The organism is Nocardioides sp. WG-D5, assembly GCF_054031175.1.
This window is the reverse complement of record NZ_CM132928.1, coordinates 1,612,641-1,636,457: the sequence shown is the minus strand read 5'-3', so window position 1 is coordinate 1,636,457 and position 23,817 is coordinate 1,612,641. Positions and strand designations below refer to the sequence as shown.

Sequence of the window (23,817 nt, the reverse complement as noted above, 5' to 3'; positions counted from 1 at the left end):
CAGTCGGCCGTCAGTGATCAGCCTGCCGAGGCGTCGCCCCCGTCGGCCGAGGCGTCACGTACGTCGGCCGAGCCGGCACAGCGATGCCAGCTCGGCCGACGCGGTTGACGCCTGGGCCGACCTGGCCGACGCCTCGGCCGACCTGGCTGACGCCTCGGCTCAGCCCGGCAGCGAGTCACCCTGGACGGCCTGGATGTCCAGCTCCACCTTGAGGGTCGTACCGATGGCGGCGATGCCGGCGGCGACGGCCTGGTTGTAGTTCATCGCGAAGTCCTCGCGCCGCAGCTGAGCGGTGGCGCGGAAGGCGGCGCGGGTGCCGCCCCAGGCGTCGGGGCCGGTGCCGAGGTAGGCGACGTCGAGGTCGACGGGACGGGTCTGCCCGTGCATCGAGAGATCCCCGTGGACGGTCCAGCGGTCCGCGCCGGCCGGGGTGAGGCCGGTGGAGCGGTAGACGATCTCGGGAAACGCCTCGACGTCCAGGAAGTCGCCGCTGCGGAGGTGGTCGTCCCGCATCCGGTTACCGGTGTCGATCGAGGCGGCCCGGATGACCGTCTCCACACGTGACTTCTCCAGATGGTCCGGGGCGATCTCGACGACCCCGGCGAAGTCGGTGAACCGGCCGCGCACGCTGGAGATGCCGAGGTGCTGGGCGACCGCGCCGACGGTGGAGTGGGCGGGATCGATGGTCCACGGCCCAGGGGCCGGCAGCGAGGTGTCGCCCTGGCGGGTCAGCGTGACGGTCCCGAGGGAAGCGAGACTGGAGCCGGTCACCAGCGCGGTCGCCGCGGTGGGGGACCAGCCGATCGCGGTGACGATCGCGACGTACGGCCCAGGGGCGAGGACGGTGTCGTCGGTGACGACACCGTCCTCGTCGGCCTCGGCGCGCAGCACCTGACCGCCGGCCGTGTCGGTGAGGGTGACGACCGCGTGCGCCACGGGCCAGCCGTCGCGGGTGCGGATCTGTGCGGTCAGTGCCATCGCCGATCAGTCCTCGGGGTGGGAGAGGACGATCTCGTGGCCGTCGACACCGTGGCCGGTGAGGCTCACCGCGCCGGCCGCCGGCGGATAGCTGGTCGCCAGGACGGTGTAGTCGCCGCTGTCGAGATCGGCGAAGGCGTACGCCCCGTCCGCACCCGTCGTCGCGGTCCCGGCCACGTTGCCGGCCGCGTCGACCAGCGTCACCCGGGCGTCGGCGAGGGGACCGAAGGCCGACCTCACGACACCGGTCAGCCGGGCGCCGGTGACCATCTCGACCTCGATCCGGGTCAGCCCGGTGGCGCCGATCTCGATCGGCACCGCGCGCGGACGGAAGCCCTCCGCGTTGACCGCCACCGTGGCCGGTCCCGGGACCAGCTCGTCGATGAAGAAGGTGCCGTCCGCGACGGTGGTGCCGGTGGAGAGCAGGTCGCCGCGTACGTCGGTCACGATCACCATCGCGTCCTTGATCGGCGCGCCGTCCTCGCCGCCGCGCACGATGCCCTTGAGGCCGGTGGTGCCGCTGAGCAGGAGGTCGTACGCCACCGGCTCACCGCCCACGACCACCGTGGAGGCCTGCGGCTGGAAGCCGTCGGCCGAGGCGATCAGGACGTATGTCCCCGAGCCGGGCGCGTCCACCGAGTAGGAGCCGTCGGCGTGGGCGACCGAGCGGCCGAGCTGGCGCCCGGACAGCGAGATCAGCGTGACCGCGGCGTGCGGGACCGGGACGTCGCCGGACCCGCGGACGGACCCGTGCAGCGGGATCCCGTGGGAGACCGGGGCGGCGTGCTGCTCGGGCACACCGGCGACACCCTCGGCGACCGCGGCCGGCCCGTCGACCGCGGCAGCCTCCTCGGCGGCCTGGGCGAGCCCGCCCTTGGTCTTCAGCGGCACCTCCTTGATGAACACCACGAACAGCAGCGCGATCACGGCTGCACCGGCGGCGACCAGGAAGATGTCGGCGATACCGTGGCCGTAGGCGCTCTCCAGCACCGACCGCAGCGGCTCCGGGACCTTGTCCATGTCCGGGATCTCGCCCGAGGTGCCCTGGGCGAGCGTGGCATAGCGCGGACCGAGGTCCGCGAGACCGTCCGAGACGTAGTCGGTGACCCGGTGGGCCATCAGCGCGCCGAGCGCGGAGACGCCCATCGCGCCGCCGAGGCTGCGGAAGAAGGTCACCATGGAGCTGGCCGCGCCGAGGTCGGCGGGGGCGACCTGGTTCTGCGTGGAGAGGACCAGGTTCTGCATCGTCATGCCGACGCCGAGGCCGAGGACGGCCATGAAGACGGCGACGTGCCAGTACTCGGTGTCGTAGCGGATCGTGCCGAGCAGACCCAGCCCGCCGACGATGAGGACGGCGCCGACGACCAGCCAGGCCTTCCACCTCCCGGTGCGGGTGATGACCTGGCCGGAGATCGTCGAGGAGAGGAACAGTCCGGCGATCATCGGGATCGTCATCACGCCGGCCATCGTCGGCGACTCGCCGCGAGCCAGCTGGAAGTACTGGCTGAAGAAGATCGTGCCGGCGAACATCGCCACGCCGACGAAGAGCGAGGCGAGCGAGGAGAGCGTGATCGTGCGGTTGGCGAAGAGCCGCAGCGGGATGATCGGCTCCTTGGCCCGAGACTCGACGAGCACGAAGATCAGCAGGAGCAGCACGGAGCCGCCGACCATGGCCGCGGTCTCCCAGGAGGCCCAGTCGTACTTGTCGCCGGCGAAGGTGACCCAGATGAGCAGCAGGGAGACGCCGGCAGCCATGAAGAACGCGCCGGCCCAGTCGACCTTGACGCCCTCGCGCCTGATGACGGGCAGGTGCAGGGTCTTCTGCAGGACGACGAACGCGATCACCGCGAACGGGATGCCGACGTAGAAGCACCAGCGCCAGCCGAGCGAGTCGGCGTCGGTGATGACGCCGCCGATCAGCGGGCCGCCGACGGTGGCGACCGCGAAGACGGCGCCGAGGTAGCCCGAGTAGCGGCCACGCTCACGCGGCGAGATCATCGCCGCCATGATGACCTGGGCCAGGGCGGTCAGCCCGCCCATGCCGATGCCCTGGACGGCCCGCGCGGCGATCAGCTCGCCCGGGTTCTGGGCCAGGCCGGCGACGGCCGAGGCGGCCACGAACAGGACCAGCGCGATCTGCATGAGCAGCTTCTTGCTGAACAGGTCGGCCATCTTGCCCCACAGCGGGGTGGTGGCCGTCATGGTCAGCAGGGAGGCCGTGACCACCCAGGTGTAGGCCGACTGCCCGCCGCCGATGTCGGCGATGATCTCGGGCAGGGCGTTGGAGACGATCGTGGAGGAGATCATCGCCACGAACATGCCGAGCAGCAGACCCGAGAGCGCCTCCATGATCTCGCGGTGAGACATGTGGAAGCCGTCCTCGGACGGGCTTCCAGGTGGACCGGCGTGAGTCCGCTCGGCTGTTGTCGTTGCCATGGACTTCCCTTCTTCGAGAGCTCAGCGGGGGTGAGCAGAGCGTTGGTTGCGTACGTGGGTGAGGGGGTGTGCCGGGCAGGCGAGGCTGTCGTGCAGCTTGGCCATGAGCCGGATCAGCTCGTGGACGTCGTCGTCGCTCCAGTCGCAGAGCCGCTCGGCGAGGAGCTCGGTGATCTGGTCGGCGAAGCCGCTGAGCAGGTCGTGCCCGGAGTCGGTGAGTCGCAGCAGACGCGAGCGCCCGTCGGCCGGGTTGGGGGAGCGTTCGAGCCAGCCCTGGTCGGCGAGGTACGACACGTGGCGGCTGGTCACCGAGATGTCGATGGCGAGCAGATCGGTGAGCTCGCTGATCGTCATCTCGCCGTGCCGGCTCAGCAGGCCCAGCACGCCCGCCGAGCCGGCCGGCAGGTCGGGCGGGAGGTTGCGGGCGAGGCTCTTCTTGACGGCCCCGACCTCGCTGAGCCGATGCATCAGGTCGCGGTAGGTCGCCTGTTCCATCATCGCCCCTCTGATTGGTTGACTTTTACAACCTTATGGAGGATAGGGGAACGATGCAAATTGCCACGCCGGACGAGGGCGTGGTCGAACGAGCGATCAGGCGACGATGCCGCGGGCAGCCCAGGCCGTCGCGGTCACCGTGATCGGGCCGTTCCCGAGCCGGCGCCGGGCGACCTCCTCGAGCGCCGTACGGCCGGCGTCGTCGAGGGACGCCACGTAGTCACCCGCCGGGCCGACGCCGAACGTGTAGGGGTCCCACCAGTCCTCGAAGGTCGGGTGGGTGACGCGGATGACCAGGCCGCTGGGCTCGACCCTGCGGAGGCCGAGCTTCTTGAACAGCTTCTCGAGGTCCCCCAGGCGCGACCCCGCGAGGAAGGCCTCGTCCTCGGCGTCCGGGTCGATCTCGTGCACGCACGCCCAGAACGGCGCGACGGCACCGGTGTCGCCGTCCCACACGCAAGCCGCGACCGTGCCGCCGGGGCGGGTGACCCGGATCATCTCCTTGATCCCCGCTTCCGGGTCGGTCATGAAGTGCACGACCAGCTGCGCCAGCGAGGCGTCGAACCAGTTGTCGGCGAAGGGGAGCGCCTCGGCCACGCCGGTGTGCACGTCCACCCTGGCCAGCTGCCGTGCGACCGCCTCGATGAAGGGCGGCGAGGGGTCGACGGCGGCGACCAGGTGCGCCTCGGTGAGCGTCACCAGGTGGCGGGTGAGCGTGCCCGGGCCGCAGCCGACGTCGAGCACGCGCTGCCCCATGCTGATCCGGGCGAAGTCGGCGAAGTGAGGGGCGAGGGGTTCGGCGTAGCGCCCCATGAAGCGGGCATACCTCTCGGCGGCGACATCGAAGCCCATGCTTCAGGCTAGGACCGCCGCTCGCTACGCCGACAGACCCAAGTTCGGTATCTAGTGCGTCGAGGGTGTCGTCGCGATCTCCGAGCGGTCGTCGGACCACAACGTGTGGAAGGTGCCGTCCTTGTCGATGCGCTTGTAGGTGTGCGCACCGAAGAAGTCCCGCTGGCCCTGGATGAGCGCCGCCGGAAGCCGGTCGGCGGCGAGCGAGTCGAAGTAGGCCAGCGCCGAGGAGAACCCCGGGGCCGGTACGCCGGAGGCGGCCGCGATCCCGACGACGCGACGCCACGCCTCCTCGCCGGAGGCGACCGCGTCGGCGAAGTAGGGGTCGACCAGCAGCGTCTCGAGGTCGGGCTTGGTGGCGTAGGCGTCCACGATCCGGTTGAGGAACCGCGCCCGGATGATGCAGCCGGCCCGCCAGATCTTGGCGAGCGCACCGAGGTCGATGTCCCAGCCGTACTCCTTCGCGCCGGCCACGATCAGGTCGAACCCCTGCGCGTAGGCGACCACCTTCGAGGCGTAGAGAGCCGCGCGTACGTCGTCGACGAACGTGTCGGGGACCTCGGGCGGCTTCGGACGGTTGGTGACGGTGGCCCGCATCGCGCCGCGCTGCGCCGGCTTGGAGGAGACCGCCCGGGCGAAGACCGCCTCGCCGATCCCGGAGACCGGGATGCCGAGACCGAGCGCGTTCTGCACGGTCCACACGCCGGTGCCCTTCGAGCCGGCCTCGTCGAGGATGACGTCCACCAGCGGCGACCCGGTCTCGGCGTCGGTCTGGGCGAGCACCTCGGCGGTGATCTCGATCAGGTAGGACTCCAGGTCGCCGGTGTTCCAGTCCTTGAAGACGTCGACCAGTTGCTCCACCGAGAGCCCGCCCACCCGCCGGAGGAGGTCGTAGGCCTCGGCGATCAGCTGCATGTCGGCGTACTCGATGCCGTTGTGGACCATCTTCACGAAGTGGCCGGCGCCGTCGGTGCCGACATGGGTCACGCAGGGCTCGCCCTCCGCGACCGCGGCGATCGACTTCAGGATCGGGCCGAGCGTCTCCCAGGCCTCGGCCGAGCCGCCGGGCATGATCGAAGGGCCGTTGAGCGCACCCTCCTCGCCGCCGGAGATGCCGGTGCCGACGAAGTTGAGGCCGCGCTCGCGCAGCTCACGCTCGCGCCGGATGGTGTCGTTGAAGTTGGCGTTGCCGCCGTCGACGATGATGTCGCCGGGCTCGAACCGCTCGGCCAGCTGCTCGATCACCGCGTCGGTGCCCTTGCCGGCCTGGACCATGATGATCGCCGTGCGCGGCTTGGACAGCGTCGCCACGAAGTCGTCGATCGTCTCGGAGGCGAGGAATCCGGCCTCGGGATGATCGGTGACGAGCTCCTCGGTGCGGGCGTAGGTGCGGTTGTAGACCGCCACCGTGTTGCCCTCGCGGGAGGCGAGGTTGCGGGCCAGGTTGGACCCCATCACGGCCAGGCCCACCACGCCGATGTTCGCTCGGCCATTGTCGTTGTTCGGCATCGTGCTCCTCGGTTGAGTCGGTGATGCCATTCAACTCCGCTCGTCAAGCAGCGACGCCGGGAGGCTCGGCGCGGAATCGCGCCGGCCGGCCGTCGACCCCGAGCACCCGCCAGGACCACCGGGTCAGCGGCGTACGCAGCCCGAGGTTGTCGAAGAGCATCCGGACGTCGGCGAAGAGGTGGCGGCGGAACGCGGCGGCCTCGGGACCGGTGCCCCAGACCTCGCGCACCACCGAGTCGGGAAGGCCCATGAGCTCCCGGTCGGCGCGGGACGGGATGATGATCGCGTCCGACCCCAACCGCATCGCGAGCGGCGTGAGGATGCCGAGGGCGAGACGCGAGACCGGGTTGAGCGACGGGGCGTGCTCCTCGAGCCAGGCGTGCGCGAAGCCGATGTGCCGCGCCTCCTCGGCGATGTGGATCGCCATGATCCGGTCCAGGAGGGGGTGGGTGCCGCCGCCGCGCATGGCCTCCTTCTGCACGTGGTCGATCGGCTCCTCGCCGGCCAGGATGATCGCGAAGAAGAGGGCCGGGTAGAGCGCGCCGAGGTGTCCCACGAGCGGGATGGACCGCATCAGCCAGCCCGGTGCGCCCGCGACGTCGGGGCAGACCCGGTTGGTGAACTCCTGGAACATCTGGATGTGGTGCGTCTCCTCGGTGAGCTCGTGCATGAAGTAGCGGAACTCGGGGTCACCGTTGTCGACGCCCATCAGGAACTGGGTGCCGCCGAGGAGGAGCAGCTGCTCGAACTGGGAGCCGGTCTTGACCATGGCGGTGAGCCGGTGCCGGCCGACCTCGATCTGCCGTGCCTTGGGCAGCGACTGGTACCACGGGTGGGCGCCGAGCAGGTCGAGCGTGGGCAGGATCCAGCGCTCGTCGTCCTCGTCGACGGCCATCTCCGGGGCGTCCCAGTCGACGTCCTTGAACGCGTTGAAGTACTTCTCGACCGATGCCTCCGACAACGTACGCAGCGTCTCGTCGTACTCCCGGCGAGGCTGAGGCCTGGTCGGCGTGATCATCCGGACCGGGGTGCCGGCGACGGCACCTACGTAGCCACCGATCGAGCGAAGTGTCTGCACAACCATCCGAGCCTCCTTGCACGACGTTGATACGTCACCAAGGTACATGGGATTTGTGTACCGGGAAACAGGTTCGGCGTGTGTGTCCCGCTCAGCAGATCTCGGCGGCGAGGGCCTTCCGGACCCCGGCGACGAGGTCCTCCGGTGTCCGGGCGGGCCGGTCGAAGGTGGTGCGCGCGCTGTGCGCGCCGCGCTCGTCGACCCACTGGAACTCGAAGCCGTCGGCGCAGAGGCCGGTGATCTGGGCGGCGAGGATGGTGTCGACGGGGATGTAGGAGCGGGTCGCCACCGCCTCGCGGAGCTCGTTGCCGTGGTGGTTGTTGAGGTGGTCCTGGTTGCGGTGGAGCACGCCGTCGTTGAGGTCGAGGTCGCGGTCGGTGAAGGCGTCGAGCGGGATCGGGACCGCCTCGCCCGTGGGGCGGACCAGCATCACGTTGGCGACGTCCATGACGATCTCCTCCCACTCCGTCTCGCAGCACGTGCAGGCATCCGTACGCAGCCACCGCAGCGTGCCGGTGAGCCGGACCGCCTCGCGGTCGCCGAGCGCGCCCTGGAGGACCAGCACGACATGGCTGCCCCGGCGGCCGGCGTACGCCATCCGCTGCTCGGGCGGGCACAGGAAGGTCGGCCGCCCGCCGTCGTCGGCGAACCCCTGCATCTCGAGCTCCTCCATCGAGTAGGGGATGCCGTCGATCACCACGCTGCCCCCGCGGGGGCAGGACAGGATGCTGCGGGCAATGCGGGGAGTCGACTCCATGACACCTCCATGTTTAGGTAAGGCTTACCTAAACACGAGATCATCTGATGGGGCAAGGGGTCTCGCCAGTGTGCGGGCTAGCCGCCGACGTGCACCTGGGGCCGCCGGTCCTCGTCCGGCTCGGCCCGGCGGAGGATCTCGTGGGTCAGCGGCGGGATGTCGCCCTCGCCGGCCAGCCAGAACCGCAGCGCGTTGTCGGCGGGGGCCCGCTCCGACCACTCGAAGTAGACGTGCGGGACCTGGTCGTCTAGGTCGCGGACGTGCAGCAGGAAGGCCGCGATGGCGTTCGGCACGCTGGAGCCGGTGGCCCGCAGGATGCGGTGCTTGCCGACCTGGACGCTGGTGACCTCGACCAACGTCTCGAACTCGCTCGCGTCGGTGATCTCGACCTCGAGGAAGATCCGGTCCTCGTGGTCGCCGAGGTGGTTGTCGAGCTGGACCTCGGCCATCTTCTCGTCGTACTCGTCGCTGTCGCCGGCCTGCAGCTTGTTGGCGATGAACCGGATCGGGCGCGGGTCGGCGATGGAGACGTCGAGGACCTTCTGGGCGCCCTTGTCGATGACCACGCTGTTGACCCGGAGCTCGGTGCTGCGCATGATCCGCGAGTAGACGCTGACCACCAGGATCATCACGACGAAGATCAGCGCGATCAGCAGGCCCTCGGGCCGGTCGATGATCGTGACGGCGATCGTGTAGCCGAAGATGGCGCTGACCAGCCCGAAGAACAGCCCTCGGCCCCGTTGGCCTCGGCGCCACTCGGTCAGGGTGACCGCCACGGCAGCGGAGGTCATCAGGGCGAGCACGCCGGTGGCGTAGGCCCCGGCCTGGGCGTTGACGTCGGCGCGGAAGAGGAGCGTGACGACCGCCGCGATGACCGTGAAGACCAGCGTCAGCGGCCGGGTCAGCCGGGCCCAGTCGGGCGCCATCCCATAGCGGGGCAGGTAGCGCGGCACGATGTTGAGCAGGCCGGCCATCGCGCTGGCCCCGGCGAACCACAGGATGCCGATCGTGGCGATGTCGTAGGCGGTGCCGAAGGTGTCGCCGAACCGCTCGTGGGCCAGGTAGGCCAGCGCGCGCCCGTTGGCCTCCCCGCCCTCCTCGAACTGCTCGGCGGGGATCAGCAGGGTGGTGACCAGGGTCGAGCCGAGCAGCATCACGCTCATGATCAGCGCGGCGCTGGTGAGCAGCTTCTTGGCGTTGCGGATCCGCCCGAGAGGAGCCTGCTGGGTGTCGTCGGGGTCGCCCTCGACCAGCGGCATCACGACCACGCCCGTCTCGAAACCGGACAGGCCGAGCGCGAGGGCGGGGAAGACGACGAGCGCTGCGCCGATGACCCCGAGCGGGACGGCGTGCTCGGCGGAGATGGCGTCGGTCCAGTTGGCGAAGACGTCAGGATGGGTCAGCGCCTCGACGAGGCCCTCGACGGTGACGACGGCGCTCAGCCCGATGAAGACGACGACCAGCACCACGGCGATGCCGATCGCCTCCTTGAAGCCCTTGAGGAACACACCGCCGAGCAGGGCCAGCAGGACCAGGGTGACCAGGACCTGCTGGCCGCTGAGCGCGTCGTGGAGGAAGGGGTTCTCGATCATGTGCGCCGCGGCGTCGGCGGCCGAGAGCGTCATGGTGATCACGAACCCGGTGGCCACGAAGCCGAGCAGGGCCAGCACCAGCAGCTTGCTGGACCAGTACGACAGCAGCCGCTCCAGCATGGAGAGGCTGCCGTCACCGTGGGGGCTCTCCTCGGCCACCCGGCGATACATCGGCAGCGCGGCGAAGAGGGTGATCAGCACCAGCACCAGCGTCGCGAACGGTGCGATCGCCCCGGCCGCCAGCGCGGCGATCGCCGGCTGGTAGCCGAGGGTGGAGAAGTAGTCCACGCCCGTCAGGCACATCACCTTCCACCAGGGTTGGGTCTGGTGGTTGGCCGTGACGTCCGACTCGCTCTCGTAGAAGCCCTCCGGCTCCGGCTCGTCGGAGGTCAGCAGCCACTGCCCCAACCGTGATGCGGCCATGTCGCGCAACTTTCTCGTCTCAGGTCCAGAACGACGCGCGAGCCTACTCGACCCGGGTGACGCGAGGCGCTTTCGACGGGCGCGTCGCAGGAGGCCGATCGGCCGCGAGCGCTGCGCCGGTCGAGAGCGAGGTGATCGAGATCCTGGTGTTGGCCGCTCAGAACCCGATCGGCAGCCCGGCGTAGTTCTCCGCGAGCCCGGCGGCGGCGTGCTCGCTGGAGGTCACCCAGCGCAGCTGGGAGAGCTGGAGCTGAGTGTCGAACGGGTCCTCGGCGGTGTGCAGCATCGTGGTCATCCACCAGGAGAAGTGGGTGCAGCGCCAGACGCGGCGCAGCGCGGTCTCGGAGTAGTCGTCGGCCAGCTGCGGGTCGCCCTTGAGCAGCGCGGTGAGCGCGGGTGCGAGCAGCGCGACGTCGGCGACCGCGAGGTTGAGGCCCTTGGCGCCGGTCGGCGGGACGATGTGGGCGGCGTCGCCCGCCAGGAAGAGCCGGCCGTGGCGCATCGGCGTGGAGACGTGCGAGCGCATCGGCAGGACGCTGCGGTCGGTGATCCGGCCCGACTGCAGCGTCCAGCCGTTCTGGCCATGGCCGAGCCGGGTGGCGAGCGCGTCCCAGATCTGGTCGTCGGACCAGGTCGCCTGGTCGGTCCCGTTGGGCACCTGGAGGTAGAACCGGGAGACGCTCTCCGAGCGCATCGAGTGCAGCGCGAAGCCGTCGGGGTGCCAGGCGTAGATCAGCTCGTCGGTCGAGGGCGCGACGTCGGCGAGGATGCCGAACCAGCTGTACGGGTAGGTGCGGTCCCAGCTCTCCCGGGCGGGGATCGCGGCGCGGCTGGGGCCGAAGGAGCCGTCGCAGCCGACGATCACGTCAGCCCGGATCCGCCGGGCGGCCCCGTCGGCGTCGGTGAAGGTGACCGACGGCCGGTCGGAGTCGATGTCGTGCAGCGCGGTGTCGCTGACCTCGTAGTGGACCACCTGCCCGGCGGCGCGCCGGGCCTCGATCAGGTCCTTCTGCACCTCGGTCTGGCCGTAGACGTAGACCGCCCGGCCGACCAGGTCGACGAAGTCGAGGTGGTGACGCTCCTCGGGCCACTGCAGATAGATCCCGCGGTGCTTGTCGGCGTCGCGGGCCAGCCGGTCGCCGAGGCCCACCTCGGTGAGCAGGTCGACGCTCGACTGCTCCAGGATGCCGGCGCGGATCCGGGCGGCGACGTACTCCTCCGACCGGGTCTCCACGACGACCGAGTCGACTCCGTCGGCGGCGAGGAGATGGCTCAGCAGCATCCCCGCGGGGCCGGCGCCGACGATCACAACCTGCGTACGTTCATCTGCCATGGGGTGAGTGAACTCCTGTCCGGGTGGCCGTCGCCACAGCCGCTTTCCGTTGAGTGGAAAAGTTCCGATGGCATGGATTCTCAAATGGTGCGGACGGGCTCTTGTGTCCGCGCCGGTGCGTCCCTACGGTCGAGGCAACTCAATTGTGACCCGAGTCACAACCTATGAAGGAGCGACCTGATGCCCGACGTCATCTCGACAGGCTCGATACATCGCCTCGCCGACCGCGCCGCCCTCGAGTCCCAGATCGGCGACCAGACCATGGTCGACGTGCTTGCGAAGGTGGTCGCCGAGCGCGGCACCGAGCCGGCCTTCTCCGACCGGCACACCGCCGACGGCACCGGCTGGCGCACCCTGACCTGGGCCGAGCTGCACCAGCGGGCCCGCGAGCTGGCCGCCGCGTACGTCACGGCCGGTCTCCAGCCGGGGGAGTCGGTCGCGATCATGGCCGCCAACCGCATCGAGCACATCGTCGCCGACCTGGCCGCGGTGCTCGCGGGTGGTGTGCCGATCAGCATCTACAACACCCTCGCGCCCGACCAGGTGGGCTACGTCGCCGAGCACGCGGACCCGCGGATCGTGGTGCTGGAGACCGACGACCACGTCGCCCGCTGGGCGCTCGGGCTCAAGCGTGAGGAGATCCTCCGTGTCGTCACCATCGACACCGCGGTGCCCGACGACCCGCGGGCGGTCTCGTGGGACGACTTCGTCGCCTCGGGCGCGGAGGCGCTCGCCGAGGTCGGCGAGAAGCTGGACGCGCGCAGCGCGGCGGTGACCCCGGAGGACACGGTCACGATGCTCTACACCTCGGGCACCACCGGGCAGCCCAAGGGCGTGGTGCTCACCCACCGCAACATCGTCTTCGAGACCACCAGCTCGCTGTCGACCTCAGGGATCGAGGAGCCGGGCATCCTGGTCTCCTACCTGCCGTTCGCGCACATCGCCGAGCGGGTGCTCAGCCTCTACATCCCGCAGTTCAACGGCGGTCACGTCTACCTGATCCAGGACCCCTCGCTGCTGCTCGCCACGCTCCAGGAGGTGCACCCGACCAGCTTCTTCGGGGTGCCGCGGGTGTGGGAGAAGATCCGCACCGGCGTCACCGCCCTGCTCGCCGCCGAGACCGACGACGCCAAGCGGGAGGCCGTGGAGAAGGCGATGGCGGTCGGCCTCGCCTACGTCGAGTCGCAGCAGACCGGGCAGACCACCTCGCCCGAGCTGCAGGCTCAGTTCGAGCAGGCGGACGCCGCGGTCCTCTCGACCATGCGTGCCCTGCTCGGGCTCGACAAGGTCGAGTGGGCGGCGAGCGCGGCGGCGCCGATGCCGCTCGAGGTCGCGAAGTTCTTCGCCGGGCTGGGGATCAAGGTCTACGACGTCTACGGGATGACCGAGACCACCGGCGCCGCGACCGCCAACGGGCCCGACGGATTCCGGCTCGGCACGGTCGGCCGGCCCCATCCCGGGATCGAGGTGCGGATCGCAGAGGACGGCGAGATCCTGTTCCGCGGTCCGATCACGACCCCTGGCTACGTACGCCGGCCGGAGGCGACCGCCGCGCTCCTCGACGCCGAGGGGTGGCTGCACACCGGCGACATCGGCTCCCTCGACGAGGACGGCTTCCTCAGCGTCGTCGACCGCAAGAAGGAGATGATCATCAACTCCGCGGGCAAGAACATCGCCCCGTCCAACATCGAGAACCTCCTCAAGGAGAGCCCGCTGGTCGGCCACGCGATGGTGGTCGGCGACGGCCGTTCGTACGTCGTCGCCGTGCTCACCCTCGACGGCGAGATCGCTCCCGTGGTCGCGCAGAAGCTCGGCGTCGAGGCCGGCTCGCTCGCCGAGCTGGCTCAGCACCCGGTCATCCGGGGTGCGGTGGGCCAGGCGGTCGAGGCGGCCAACGCCCGGCTGTCGCGTCCCGAGCAGGTCAAGGCCTTCGAGCTGCTCGGCGAGGAGTGGACCGCCGAGTCCGAGGAGCTGACGCCGACCCTGAAGCTCAAGCGCCGGGTGGTGAGCAAGAAGTACGCCGACATCATCGACGGGCTCTACGCCGCCGGGGAGTGAGAGGGGTCGCCGGCCAGGCTCAGGCTGGCGACCTCGTCGTCGGTGAGCCGGAGGGCGCCGGCGGCGATGTTCTCCTCGAGATGGTCGGGGTCGGCGGTGCCGGGGATGGTGAGCACGTGCGGGCCCTGGTGGAGCGTCCAGGCGAGGCGTACCTGGGAGGGGGTCGCGGCATGCGCCTCGGCGATGGCCTCGACGATGTCGCGACCGGTCTCGTCGGGGGAGGTTCCGGGAACCGCGCCGGGGACGGCGGCGCCGATGGAGTTGAAGGGTACGAACGCGACCCCGTGCTCGCCGCACAGCCGCAGCAGGGCATCGTCCTCGCGGCGGGTGGTGAGGCCGTACTGGTTCTGCACGCAGGCAACCGGTCCGATCGCGAGCGCCTCGGTGAGCTGCTCGGGTCCGATGTTGGAGAGGCCGACGTGCTCGACCAGGCCCGCCTCGCGAAGGTCGAGCAGCGCGCCGAAGTGGTCGGCGATCGACCCGGTGCCGCGCTCGAACCCGACTCCCCAGCGCAGGTTCACCACGTCGAGGTGGTCGAGGCCGAGCTGGCGGATGTTCTCCTCGACCTGGTCGCGCAGCCGCTCGGGCCGGGTCTCGGACTCCCAGGCGCCGTCGCGGCCGCGCGGGGTCGGGCCGACCTTGGTCGCGATGACCAGGTCGTCGGCGTACGGCTGGAGGGCGGTCGCGATCAGCTCGTTGGCCGAGCGCGTCGGGGTGAAGTAGATCGCCGCGGTGTCGATGTGGTTCACGCCGAGCTCGACGGCGCGGCGGAGCACCGTGATCGCGTTCTCGCGATCGGGGGCGACCGGGGTGGACAGGTTGCCGATCAGGCGCATCGCGCCGAAGCCGATCCGGTTGATCCGCTTGTCGCCGAGCTGCCAGGTGCCGGCGGCGCCGGCGGTGAGGTTGTTCGTCGTCATGCTCTCCAGCGTCGCGGCCCGTCGCTGCGTACTCACGTCCTTGGCAGGTTGTTGCCGATCGCCGCCCGCGCCTTGCTGGCCGGGGGAGAATCGACGCCATGGCCAACACGGTGGGGACGATCCGCACGGGTGGGACCGTCGCCGTCGTACGCGGCGAGGAGGAGCTCGTGCGACGCACCTCGCACCTGTTCGCGGCCGCCACCGACATCGCCTGCGCCGCGATCGACCTGCGCACCTGGTCGGCCGCACGGACCGAGGCCGGCATCCGGGCCGCGCTGTGCGGTCGCGACGGCGCCGGGGTGCGGCTGCGGAAGGTCTACCGGCCCAACGTCCTGCTCGACCCGATCTCCGCCGCCCATCTGCGCGAGATCCGCGACACCCGCGGCGCCCAGATCCGGATCACTCCCGACGAGATCAACGAGACCATCCTGATCGACCGCCGCATCGCGATCCTCGCCGGTGACCGGCGGCTGGGCGAGCGCAGCTTCAGCATCGTCACCCAGTCCGAGGTGGTCCAGGGCGTCACCTCCCTCTTCGACGCCGCCTGGCGCTCGGCGACCTCGGTGGATGCCTACGACGCCCGGATCGCCGAGCTGCGCGACATCGCGCCGCAGGTGCTCGACCTGCTCGGCCGCGGCGTGAAGGACGAGGCCGCGGCGCGCACTCTGGGGCTCGGCGTACGCACCTATCGGCGCCGTGTCGCCGAGCTCATGGAGGCGCTCGGGGCCTCGTCCCGGTTCCAGGCGGGCGTACGTGCCCGGGAGCTCGGGCTCGTCTGATCCGTTCCGGTCAGCGGTGTCCGGATCCTGACGCTGCTGTCTCGTCCTCAGGATCCGCCCGGTAACGTCGAGAGCGACTTGTTCGGGCGGGTCAGGAGGTCTGGTATGCGTTGCTTCATCGTCGTCAAGGAGCGCAGCGACGCCGAGAGCTGGGACTGGGTTCTGGCCGGTCCGGGGCTGCACGCGGCGGGATCGCTGGGTGCCCGCGGGACCGAGGATGCGATCATCGCGGCGGTTGGGGCTGCGTACGACTCTCTCGCGCGGATCGCGCCGGTGCAGATCGTGGTCGCGCTGCCGTCCAACTCCCGGTTCTGGATGCTGACCGATGAGATCGCGGACGCCTATCCGGGGGTCACCGTGGTGCCGTTCGTCGAGGACGACGCGGAGATCCGGGCCGAGGCGGTGGAGGCCCTGGCGGTCTACCGGACGGGACCACTGCCGCCGCTGGTGGTGGCGACCGACGGTTCGGCCCATCGTGGGTTCATCGGTTGGGGGTGGCTCGCGGGCGACGGTCAGCACGGCTTCGGGCGGCAGGTTCCCAACGCCCGGATCCGGGACCCGCAGTCGCTGGTGGTCCTGGCCGAGCTGCAGGCGATCGCGGAGGCGGTGCGGGCGCTGCCGCGGCGCACGCTGACCATCCGGACCGACTCGCGGGTGGCGCTCGCGCTGATCGAGGACTGGCTGCGGGGCGAGGAGTCGATGCCGAAGGGCTACGAGACCGAGCACCGCGCCGAGCTCGCGGGTCTGACCCGGATGCACGACGACCTGTGTCGCGAGTCCGAGCGGCTCTCGTTCGAGTGGGTACGCGGCCATGTCGGTGAGGCGCTCAACGAGGGCGCCGACTCGCTGGCGAAGCTGGCTCGGCGCTTCGCCGAGGGCACCTGGGGGCTGACCGCCGACGAGATCCCGGGCAGGGCGCGGGCGATCGCGGAGACCTTCGCCGCACCGATGGCCTCGGGCACCGCGTCCGCCGGGTAGGTTCGCCTGTCGTGAATCCTCCGACGGTCACCATCGCCCCGGACGAGCCGGCGCAGATCCGCGCGCGGCTCGATGCGCTGGGGCTGGACGGCATCTTCGACGTACACACCCACTTCCTGCCCCAGCGGATGCTCGACAAGGTGTGGGCCTACTTCGACTCGGCCGGGCCGCTGACCGGCCGGCCGTGGCCGATCGCCTACCGGCACTCCGAGGAGGAGCGGCTCCGGGTGCTGCGCGACCTCGGCGTACGTCGCTTCTCGGCGCTCACCTATCCGCACAAGCCCGGGATGTCGGCGTGGCTGAACGAGTGGGGCGCGGAGTTCGCGGCGGACAAGCCCGACTGCCTGCAGTCGGCGACGTTCTACCCGGAGCCGGGTGCCGGCGACTATGTGCGGGAGGCGGTCGAGGCGGGTGCGCGGATCTTCAAGGCGCACGTCCAGGTCGGCGACTACGACCCCAACTCGCCGCTGCTGGACCCGGTCTGGGAGGTGCTGTCGGAGTCGCGTACGCCGTTGGTGATCCACTCCGGTCACGGGCCCGCTCCGGGGCGGTTCACCGGGCCGGCCGGGATGGAGGCGCTGCTCGGGCGCTATCCCGATCTGGTGCTGATCGTCGCTCACATGGGCCTGCCGGACTACGTGCGGTTCCTCGACCTGGTGGAGAAGTACGACGGGGTGCACCTGGACACGACGATGGCGTTCACCGCGTTCACCGAGGCTTCGACGCCGTTCCCGGCCGGGGAGCTGCCGCGGCTGAAGGCGCTGGGGGAGCGGGTGCTCTTCGGGAGCGACTTCCCGAACATCCCCTACCCCTACCTGGAGGCGGTCGACGGGGTGCTCGGCCTCGGGCTCGGGGACGAATGGGCGCGCGGGGTGCTCCACCAGAACGCCGCGCGACTCTTCGGGCCGACGTCGGGCGGCTAGGCGACCGCGGTCTCGTCGTAGCTGTCGGTGAGGATCTGGACGATGTCGGGGACACCGAGCGCGAGCCGGTTGAACCGGGGCGACTCGGCGGCGACGACCAGGTGCTTGGCGAGCTCGATCTCGTCGCGGGCCCACGGGATCAGCCCGGCGCGGTCCAGGTTGGCCGAGTTGGCGGCGCCGTGGCCGGAGATCGAGCGGTAGGTGATCACCGGCGTGCCCGAGGCCAGGGCCTCGAGCGAGGTGAAGCCGCCGGCGTTCTGGACGACGCAGTCGCTGGTCGCCATCAGGGCGCGTACGTCGGTGCGCCAGCCGAGCGCCACCACGCCGGGGATCCGCTCCAGGCGGCGCTTGAGACAGGGGTCGGTCGCGCAGAGGACGATCGGGGTCATGTCGCTGTGCTCGAGGATGTCGCGGGCGGTCTGCTCGAGCGCACCGGCGCCTAGCGAGCCGCCGGTGACCAGCGCCCGCGGACCCTTCAGGTCGAGGTCCGCCAGGGGGTCGGGGAACACCTGCCCCGGGACGTACTCCGCCCCCGGCGGGACAAGCGGCTGGACCACCGCCGCGTTGCCACCGAGCATGCGCGCCTCGCGGGCGGCGACCTCGTGGATGGCGAGGTTGAGGTCGATGCCGGGGTTGATCCACAGCGCCGGGACGGCGGCGTCGGTCAGGTAGGTGACGGCAGGGACGGTGAGCTGTCCGGTGGAGCGCAGGTGTCCGATGACCTGGGAGCAGAACGGGTGCGTGGAGATGACCAGGTCCGCGCCGTGCATGGCCTCGGTGATCTTGCGGGTGGAGAGGCGGAGGAACCGGTTGAAGGGCTTGTGGAGCGGGCGTCCCGGCATCACGAGGCTCATCGTGGTGCCCCAGGAGTCGGGGCTGACCTGGAGCTGCATCTTGTAGCCGACCTTCAGGCTGTGCCCGAGCCGCCAGGGCATCAGGTCGACGAAGTCGAAGATCTCGACGTCGCATCCGGCCTCTCCGAGTGCTCGTGAGATCTCCCGGGAGGCCGAGTTGTGGCCGGCGCCGTAGCTCGCCGAGATGATCGCCACGCGAGGTGTCGCGCCTGGCCGGAGTGGGAGGAGGGGCCTGAGCCGCTCCGAGTCGATGGACATGCGCCGGATTCTGTACGCACGGTGTGACGTTGTGGTGAACGGGGGCACCCCGACGCGTCACTCTTCACCATCGGTTCGCCTCCCCGAACCTGCGGGCGTTCTAAGGTTCATCCTGTGATCACGGCCCGAGCACTGCGCACCCGTGCGCGGTCGGCCGTGGCCGAGCTGGGCGGCGGCCCCTCGGCGGTGGTCGTGGTGATGCGCCGGGTCGTGGCGGCGTTCGCGGATGAGCGGGGCTTGGTGCTCACCGACTCCGCGCTCGACGAAGCGGGGCTGCTCGTGCCTGCTGCGGACCATTCGCTGCCGGATCATCTGCTGTCGAACTATCTGTTCCCGGACGGGATGGGAGCGGACGATCTGGTCCTGGAGGAGATCGGCTACGTCTACGAGGCGCTGCTCGAGGACTCCTCCCGGCGCGACAACGGCGCCCACTACACCCCGCCCGAGCTCGCCGACGAGGTCGTCGCGCACACCCTGGCGCCGATCGCCGCCCCGGACGCGACCGTGGTCGACATCGCCGCCGGCACCGGCGTCTTCCTCCTCGCCTCGGCGCGCTATCTCGCGACGTCGTGCCGGCTGCCGATGGTCGAGGTCGTCGGCAGGTGTCTCTACGGCGCCGACATCGACCCGGTCGCGGTCGACCTCGCGAAGCTGTCGCTCTGGCTGCTCTGCGAGAACCCCTCGCTCCCGCTGACCTTCCTCGACGACCGGATCCTGTGCGGCAACTCGCTGGTCGGGCTGGTCGACGCCGAGGAGCTGCCTGCCGGCCTCGGCGACCCGAAGGCCTACGCCGATGCGATGGTCGCGGTCGCGCTGCCGCTGGGCGGCCGGCCGGGGAAGCGGCTCGAGGAGGCGTACGCAGCGCTGGGCCGCGCCCGGCGTCTTCCCGTTCCCGCGGTCCGGCCGATCCACTGGGCGCTGGTCGCGCCCGAGGTGATGGCGCGCGGCGGCTTCGACGCGGTGGTCGGCAACCCGCCCTACCTCGGTGTGAAGCGGGTACGCGACGCGATCGGCCAGCAACTGCGCGACTATCTCGCGCACACGCTCGCCGCCGGCACGACGAGGCGGGCCGACTATGTCATCTACTTCCTGCTCCGCGCCGCCGCCCTCAGCCGAGGCGAGATCGGGCTGATCACGACCGACTCGATCAGCGAGGGCGACACCGCACGGTTCGGGCTCGGCGCGCTCCTCGACCGCGGCTGGCAGGTCGCCCGGGCGGAGCGGTCGGCCCCGTGGCCGACGGCAGGGGTGCGGTTCGCGAAGATCTGGCTCACCACCCGGCCGCTCGACAGCGCGTGGCTCGACGGCCGCGAGGTCCCCGCGATCACCGGGACGCTCGAGGACGGCTTCTCGCTCCCGGAGCCGGCGCGGCTGGACCTCGACGTCCCGCTGCCCCACGGCTACCAGGGCACGATCGTGCTCGGGCGCTCGCTCGTGCTGACCCCGACCGACGCGCAGAAGCTCGGTGCCGGGCCCCTCGGTCACACGGTGCGGCCCTATCTGAGCGGCGAGGACCTGGTCACTCCGTGCGGCTCGACCGCCTCCCGCTTCGTGCTCGACCTCGGCAAGCTGGGCCTCGAGGAGCTCGCCGAGGACCGCGCGCTCGCACGCCTGGTGCGGTCCAAGGTGCGGGCCGAGCGTCGCCGCCAGTTCGTGAAGTACCCCCAGCTGAAGGAGCGCTGGTGGGGCTTCCTCAGCCCGGTCGACGAGCTCTACCGCGACGCCGCCGGGCTCACCCATGTCATCGCGTTCAGCAAGCACAGCAAGCACCTGTGGCCGGTACTGGTCGGTGCCGACCATGTGTTCTCCAACGGTCTGGTCGTCTACCCGACGCAGGATGCGGCTGCGTACGCGTTCCTAGCCTCGGACCTCCACCGCGTCTGGGCGATGCGCGCGGGCGGAACCATGCTCAATACCGCCTACCGCTACAACCCCTCGCGACTGCGCGCCACCTACCCGTTCCCTGCGGATCTGGCGCCGCTCGGTCCGGCCGGGGAAGCGCTCCTGGCGGCTCTGGACCGGGTCGGTGGCGAGCGTCGGCTCGGGATCACCGGCGTACTCAACCTGGTCGGCGACCCCGGCGCCCAGGACCCCGCCACCGCCGCCCTCCGGCAGGCCATCGCCGACGTCAACCACGCCGCCGCCCGCCTCCACGGCATCGACGAGGCGCTGGCCACCCCCGACTTCACCCCCTCCGGCTTCGGCCTCACCCCTACCCGACAGCGGGCTCTCATGGCGGCCCTGATCGACCAGAACCTCGCCCTCGCCGAGAAGGCACAAGCGTCGGCCGAGGCGTCAGGTACGTCGGTCGAGGCGTCACCCCGGTGACGCCTCGGCCGACGCGAGTGACGCCTCGGCCGACCGGGCCGACGCCTCGCCAGGCCTAGACCGGCGTCGCCGGACCACCCTCGACGGGAGCGGTGAAGTCGACGGTGCGCTTGGCGTTGGCGAGGGCGGTGACGGTGGCGGTGCCGATGGTGCCCTCGCGGTCGAAGACCTCGGCGGTGCCGACGGAGATGCCCTCGTGGGCGACGTGGTCGATGGTGGCGAGGCCGACCTCCATGCCGGCGGGACGGCGGGCGAGGGCGAGGGAGATGTCGGTGTTGATCCACTCGACGCCGTTGCTGCCCCAGTTGGTGACCATCGAGGTGGCGTCGGCGATGGAGGCCACGGTCTGGAACGGGGTCATCGGCTCGCCGGCGACGGTCGGGACCGCGACCTGCCAGGTGACGTGGCGCCCGGCGTTCTGGTGCTTGCCGAAGTCGTCGGACCAGGGGTTGTCGGAGACGAAGAAGGGTACGTGCGGCTCGGAGGTCGGCGGCGCCACCTCGAGCGGCGGGGGAGTGGCGCGATCGGTCGCCGACCAGACCTCCCCGGCCGGGTTCTCGCCGGCGAGCAGATAGGTGCAGGTCGCCCGGGCCACGACCTGTTCCGAGTCGGCGCCGGACGACTGGACCATCTCGGCGTCGAGCAACGCGATGCGAGGGCCGTTGCGTACGACGCTCGTCCGGATCCTCGTCGGCACCATCCGCGGCGGCCGGAACAGGTCGACGTGGTAGCGCGACGGCACCAGCTCGGCGGCCCGGCCGAGGACCTCGATCTGGTCCTCGAGGCCGCGGGCGATCAGGCCGCTGGCGGCCACTCCGTGCATGTGGTCGTCGGCCCACATGCTGCGAGCCATCGGCGTAGGCTCGAAGCCGTCATCGGTGCGCCGGAAGAATGCAAGATCCATGCGCACATTCTAGAACGTGTCCTAACTTCGGATTCAGTTGCGAAAACCGGTAAATAGTAACGGTTCCGTCATTACAAGTGGGCTAAAACCACGTACCATCGCACCCAAAGCAGCCCCGATCGAAGAGGACGACGATGAGCACCACGCCTCCCTACCAGGTGACCGACCCCGCCACGGGTGAAGTGATCGAGACCTTCCCGTTCGCCACCGACGCCGAGGTGGAGGAGGCGCTGGCGCGGTCCCAGAAGGCGTACGAAGCCTGGCGCGCGACCCCGATCGAGGAGCGGTCCGCGATCGTGAAGCGCGCCGCGGACCTCTTCACCGAGCGCGCCGCGGAGCTCGGCTCGATCATCCGCACCGAGATGGGCAAGAAGACCTCCTCGGGCGCGGGCGAGGCGGAGTTCTCCGGCGAGATCACCGCCTACTACGCCGACCACGGTCCCGAGCTCCTCAAGGAGACCGACCTGCCCGGCCACGAGGGCAAGGCCGTCATCCAGCGCCTCCCGCTCGGCCCGGTGCTCGGCGTGATGCCGTGGAACTACCCCTACTACCAGGTCGCCCGCTTCGCCGCGCCCAACCTGGTCGCCGGCAACACCGTGATCCTCAAGCACGCCGAGAACTGCCCGCGCTCCTCGGCCGCGATCGCGAAGATCTTCGAGGACGCCGGCCTTCCCGAGGGCGTCTACCAGAACCTCTACGCCACCCACGAGCAGATCGCCACGATGATCGCCGACCCGCGGGTCCGCGCGGTCTCCCTGACCGGCTCCGAGCGCGCCGGCACGGCGGTCGCCGAGGCCGCCGGCCGCAACCTGAAGAAGGTCGTCCTCGAGCTCGGCGGCTCCGACCCCTACATCATCCTCGACTCCGACGACATCGACGAGGCCGCCGAGACCGCCTGGGCGACCCGGATGGAGAACGTCGGCCAGGTCTGCAACGGCAACAAGCGGATGATCGTGAACGAGGGCGTCTACGACGACTTCGTCGCGGCCCTCACCAAGCGCGCCGCCGCGATGAAGCCGCTCGAGGGCGAGGACGGCGACGACACCGTCTACTCCCCGCTGGTGGCCCGCAAGGCGGCCGAGGCGCTGCGCGCGCAGATCCAGGACGCGGTCGACAAGGGCGCCACGCTCCACGCCGGCGGCGAGATCTCCGACGGCCCCGACGCGTTCTTCGCACCCGCCGTCCTCACCGACGTCACGCCGGAGATGCGCGCCTACACCGAGGAGCTCTTCGGTCCGGTCGCCGTGGTCTACAAGGTGAGCACGGACGAGGAGGCCGTCGAGCTGGCCAACGCGGTCGAGTACGGCCTCGGCGGTGCCGTCTTCTCCACCGACGAGGCCCGCGCGATCGCCGTCGCCCAGCAGCTCGACGTCGGCATGGCCAACGTCAACACCCCGGCCGGCGAGGGCGCCGACGTCCCCTTCGGCGGCACCAAGCGCTCCGGCTTCGGCCGCGAGCTCGGCCCGCTCGGGATCGACGAGTTCCTCAACAAGCGCCTGTTCTACGTCGAGCGCTGAGCTGGGCTGAGCACCCCTGAACGGTCGCGCCGGACTCTGCGAGAATCCTGTGCGTGGCTGAGAAGGTGACCTTCAAGAGTACGTCCGGACCCATGCTGGCCGGTCTCATCGACCTGCCCGAGGGTGAGGTGCGTGGCTGGGGAGTGTTCAGCCATGGCTTCACCCTCGGGAAGGACTCTCCGGCCGCCGCGCGGATCTGCAAGCAGCTGGCCGCCGAGGGCATCGGGATGCTGCGCTTCGACAACCTCGGGTTGGGTGACTCCGAGGGAGACTGGGGCGACGGCTCCTTCACCCACAAGGTCGCCGACACCGTCGAGGCCACCCGCTTCATGGCCGAGCGCGGCACCCCGTCCGAGCTCCTCGTCGGCCACTCCTTCGGCGGTGCGGCGGTCCTGGCCGCGGCCAGCGAGGCGGTCGGGGTCGACGCCGTCGCCACCGTCGGCGCCCCGTTCCAGCCGGCCCACGTCGAGCACAACTACGACGCCGTGCTCTCCCGGGTCATGGAGGACGGCGAGGCGCCGTGGATGGCCGGCGGCAAGTCGCTGACCCTGCGCAAGGCCTTCGTCCATGACGTACGCCGCGCCGATCTGCGCCACAAGATCATGCAGCTCAAGAAGCCGCTCCTGGTCATGCACAGCCCCACCGACACCACGGTCGGCATCGAGAACGCCTCCGACATCTTCAACACCGCCCGCCACCCGCGCTCCTTCGTGGCGCTCGAGGGCTCCGACCACCTCCTCACGAAGCGCGGCCAGGCCCAGCGCGCCGCGCGGATCATCTCGGCCTGGGCGGACCAGTACCTGAACGACTGAGTCGTAGCGCCGGACCGGGTCCGGCCTCGGATA

General features: G+C 70.6%; 19 protein-coding genes. 7 read left to right on the top strand and 12 right to left on the bottom strand.

Translation table 11 applies throughout. The features are described from left to right. Positions 1 to 159: 159 nt before the first annotated feature. The 9 genes from ACWZJV_RS07925 to ACWZJV_RS07885 all read right to left on the bottom strand — a co-directional run bounded on the left by ACWZJV_RS07925 (position 160) and on the right by ACWZJV_RS07885 (position 11,453). Positions 160 to 978 carry a YceI family protein gene (locus tag ACWZJV_RS07925; protein WP_457180953.1) on the bottom strand — a complete coding sequence of 273 codons (819 nt, stop codon included), beginning with the start codon at positions 976 to 978 and terminating at the stop codon, positions 160 to 162. A 6-nt stretch (positions 979 to 984) separates the two neighbouring features. Further along, positions 985 to 3,414, bottom strand: coding sequence for an MFS transporter (locus tag ACWZJV_RS07920; protein WP_457180952.1), 2,430 nt, complete (start codon positions 3,412 to 3,414; stop codon positions 985 to 987). 21 nt (positions 3,415 to 3,435) lie between these two features. After that, entirely contained in the window at positions 3,436 to 3,909 is a 474-nt protein-coding gene (locus ACWZJV_RS07915) for a MarR family winged helix-turn-helix transcriptional regulator (protein WP_231380182.1), read from the bottom strand. Positions 3,910 to 4,005: 96 nt separating this feature from the next. After that, a complete protein-coding gene (locus ACWZJV_RS07910) occupies positions 4,006 to 4,761 on the bottom strand; it encodes a class I SAM-dependent methyltransferase (RefSeq protein ID WP_196873113.1) in 756 nt (251 codons plus the stop codon). Between the two features lie 51 nt (positions 4,762 to 4,812). Then, positions 4,813 to 6,270 (bottom strand): NADP-dependent phosphogluconate dehydrogenase, encoded by a 1,458-nt coding sequence (gene gndA, locus ACWZJV_RS07905; protein WP_196873114.1) that lies wholly within the window; start codon positions 6,268 to 6,270, stop codon positions 4,813 to 4,815. 43 nt (positions 6,271 to 6,313) lie between these two features. Continuing rightward, positions 6,314 to 7,354: an AurF N-oxygenase family protein gene (locus ACWZJV_RS07900; RefSeq protein WP_457180949.1), complete on the bottom strand. Its 1,041-nt coding sequence runs from the start codon at positions 7,352 to 7,354 to the stop codon at positions 6,314 to 6,316. Positions 7,355 to 7,439: 85 nt separating this feature from the next. Continuing rightward, entirely contained in the window at positions 7,440 to 8,105 is a 666-nt protein-coding gene (locus ACWZJV_RS07895; protein WP_008361992.1) for a DUF2470 domain-containing protein, read from the bottom strand. A 77-nt stretch (positions 8,106 to 8,182) separates the two neighbouring features. Beyond that, positions 8,183 to 10,120 (bottom strand): amino acid transporter, encoded by a 1,938-nt coding sequence (locus ACWZJV_RS07890; RefSeq protein ID WP_457180946.1) that lies wholly within the window; start codon positions 10,118 to 10,120, stop codon positions 8,183 to 8,185. A gap of 157 nt (positions 10,121 to 10,277) precedes the next feature. Continuing rightward, positions 10,278 to 11,453, bottom strand: a complete 1,176-nt coding sequence (locus ACWZJV_RS07885; RefSeq protein WP_457180944.1) for a 4-hydroxybenzoate 3-monooxygenase — start codon at positions 11,451 to 11,453, stop codon at positions 10,278 to 10,280. Positions 11,454 to 11,633: 180 nt separating this feature from the next. On the opposite strand from ACWZJV_RS07885, the gene ACWZJV_RS07880 reads away from it, so the two are divergent. Further along, positions 11,634 to 13,511, top strand: coding sequence for an AMP-dependent synthetase/ligase (locus tag ACWZJV_RS07880; RefSeq protein ID WP_457180942.1), 1,878 nt, complete (start codon positions 11,634 to 11,636; stop codon positions 13,509 to 13,511). Here ACWZJV_RS07880 and ACWZJV_RS07875 read toward each other — a convergent pair. Then, positions 13,493 to 14,431, bottom strand: a complete 939-nt coding sequence (locus tag ACWZJV_RS07875; protein WP_457180940.1) for an aldo/keto reductase — start codon at positions 14,429 to 14,431, stop codon at positions 13,493 to 13,495. The two genes, ACWZJV_RS07880 and ACWZJV_RS07875, sit on opposite strands and share 19 nt — an antisense overlap. Before the next feature lie 98 nt (positions 14,432 to 14,529). On the opposite strand from ACWZJV_RS07875, the gene ACWZJV_RS07870 reads away from it, so the two are divergent. The 3 genes from ACWZJV_RS07870 (at position 14,530) to ACWZJV_RS07860 (ending at position 17,111) form a co-directional block, all read left to right on the top strand. Then, entirely contained in the window at positions 14,530 to 15,210 is a 681-nt protein-coding gene (locus ACWZJV_RS07870) for a DNA-binding response regulator (RefSeq protein ID WP_457180938.1), read from the top strand. Positions 15,211 to 15,315: 105 nt separating this feature from the next. After that, complete coding sequence (locus ACWZJV_RS07865; RefSeq protein ID WP_457180936.1) at positions 15,316 to 16,188, top strand: RNase H family protein; 873 nt, start codon at positions 15,316 to 15,318, stop codon at positions 16,186 to 16,188. Positions 16,189 to 16,199: 11 nt separating this feature from the next. Then, positions 16,200 to 17,111 (top strand): amidohydrolase family protein, encoded by a 912-nt coding sequence (locus ACWZJV_RS07860; RefSeq protein WP_457180934.1) that lies wholly within the window; start codon positions 16,200 to 16,202, stop codon positions 17,109 to 17,111. Here the strand turns inward: ACWZJV_RS07860 and ACWZJV_RS07855 are convergent. Next, positions 17,108 to 18,223, bottom strand: coding sequence for an MGDG synthase family glycosyltransferase (locus tag ACWZJV_RS07855; RefSeq protein WP_457180932.1), 1,116 nt, complete (start codon positions 18,221 to 18,223; stop codon positions 17,108 to 17,110). The genes ACWZJV_RS07860 and ACWZJV_RS07855 overlap by 4 nt on opposite strands. Before the next feature lie 114 nt (positions 18,224 to 18,337). On the opposite strand from ACWZJV_RS07855, the gene ACWZJV_RS07850 reads away from it, so the two are divergent. Next, the gene (locus tag ACWZJV_RS07850) at positions 18,338 to 20,551 is read left to right on the top strand and encodes an Eco57I restriction-modification methylase domain-containing protein (RefSeq protein ID WP_457180930.1); all 2,214 of its coding nucleotides are present in this window, start codon (positions 18,338 to 18,340) and stop codon (positions 20,549 to 20,551) included. Between the two features lie 55 nt (positions 20,552 to 20,606). On the opposite strand, the gene ACWZJV_RS07845 is transcribed toward ACWZJV_RS07850, so the two are convergent. Then, positions 20,607 to 21,455 (bottom strand): acyl-CoA thioesterase domain-containing protein, encoded by an 849-nt coding sequence (locus ACWZJV_RS07845; RefSeq protein WP_457180928.1) that lies wholly within the window; start codon positions 21,453 to 21,455, stop codon positions 20,607 to 20,609. A 134-nt stretch (positions 21,456 to 21,589) separates the two neighbouring features. Here ACWZJV_RS07845 and ACWZJV_RS07840 point away from each other — a divergent pair, with 134 nt between their 5' ends. Continuing rightward, positions 21,590 to 22,972 carry an NAD-dependent succinate-semialdehyde dehydrogenase gene (locus ACWZJV_RS07840; RefSeq protein WP_008362010.1) on the top strand — a complete coding sequence of 461 codons (1,383 nt, stop codon included), beginning with the start codon at positions 21,590 to 21,592 and terminating at the stop codon, positions 22,970 to 22,972. 53 nt (positions 22,973 to 23,025) lie between these two features. After that, positions 23,026 to 23,784, top strand: a complete 759-nt coding sequence (locus tag ACWZJV_RS07835) for an alpha/beta hydrolase family protein (protein WP_196873124.1) — start codon at positions 23,026 to 23,028, stop codon at positions 23,782 to 23,784. The last annotated feature ends 33 nt before the right edge of the window (positions 23,785 to 23,817 follow it).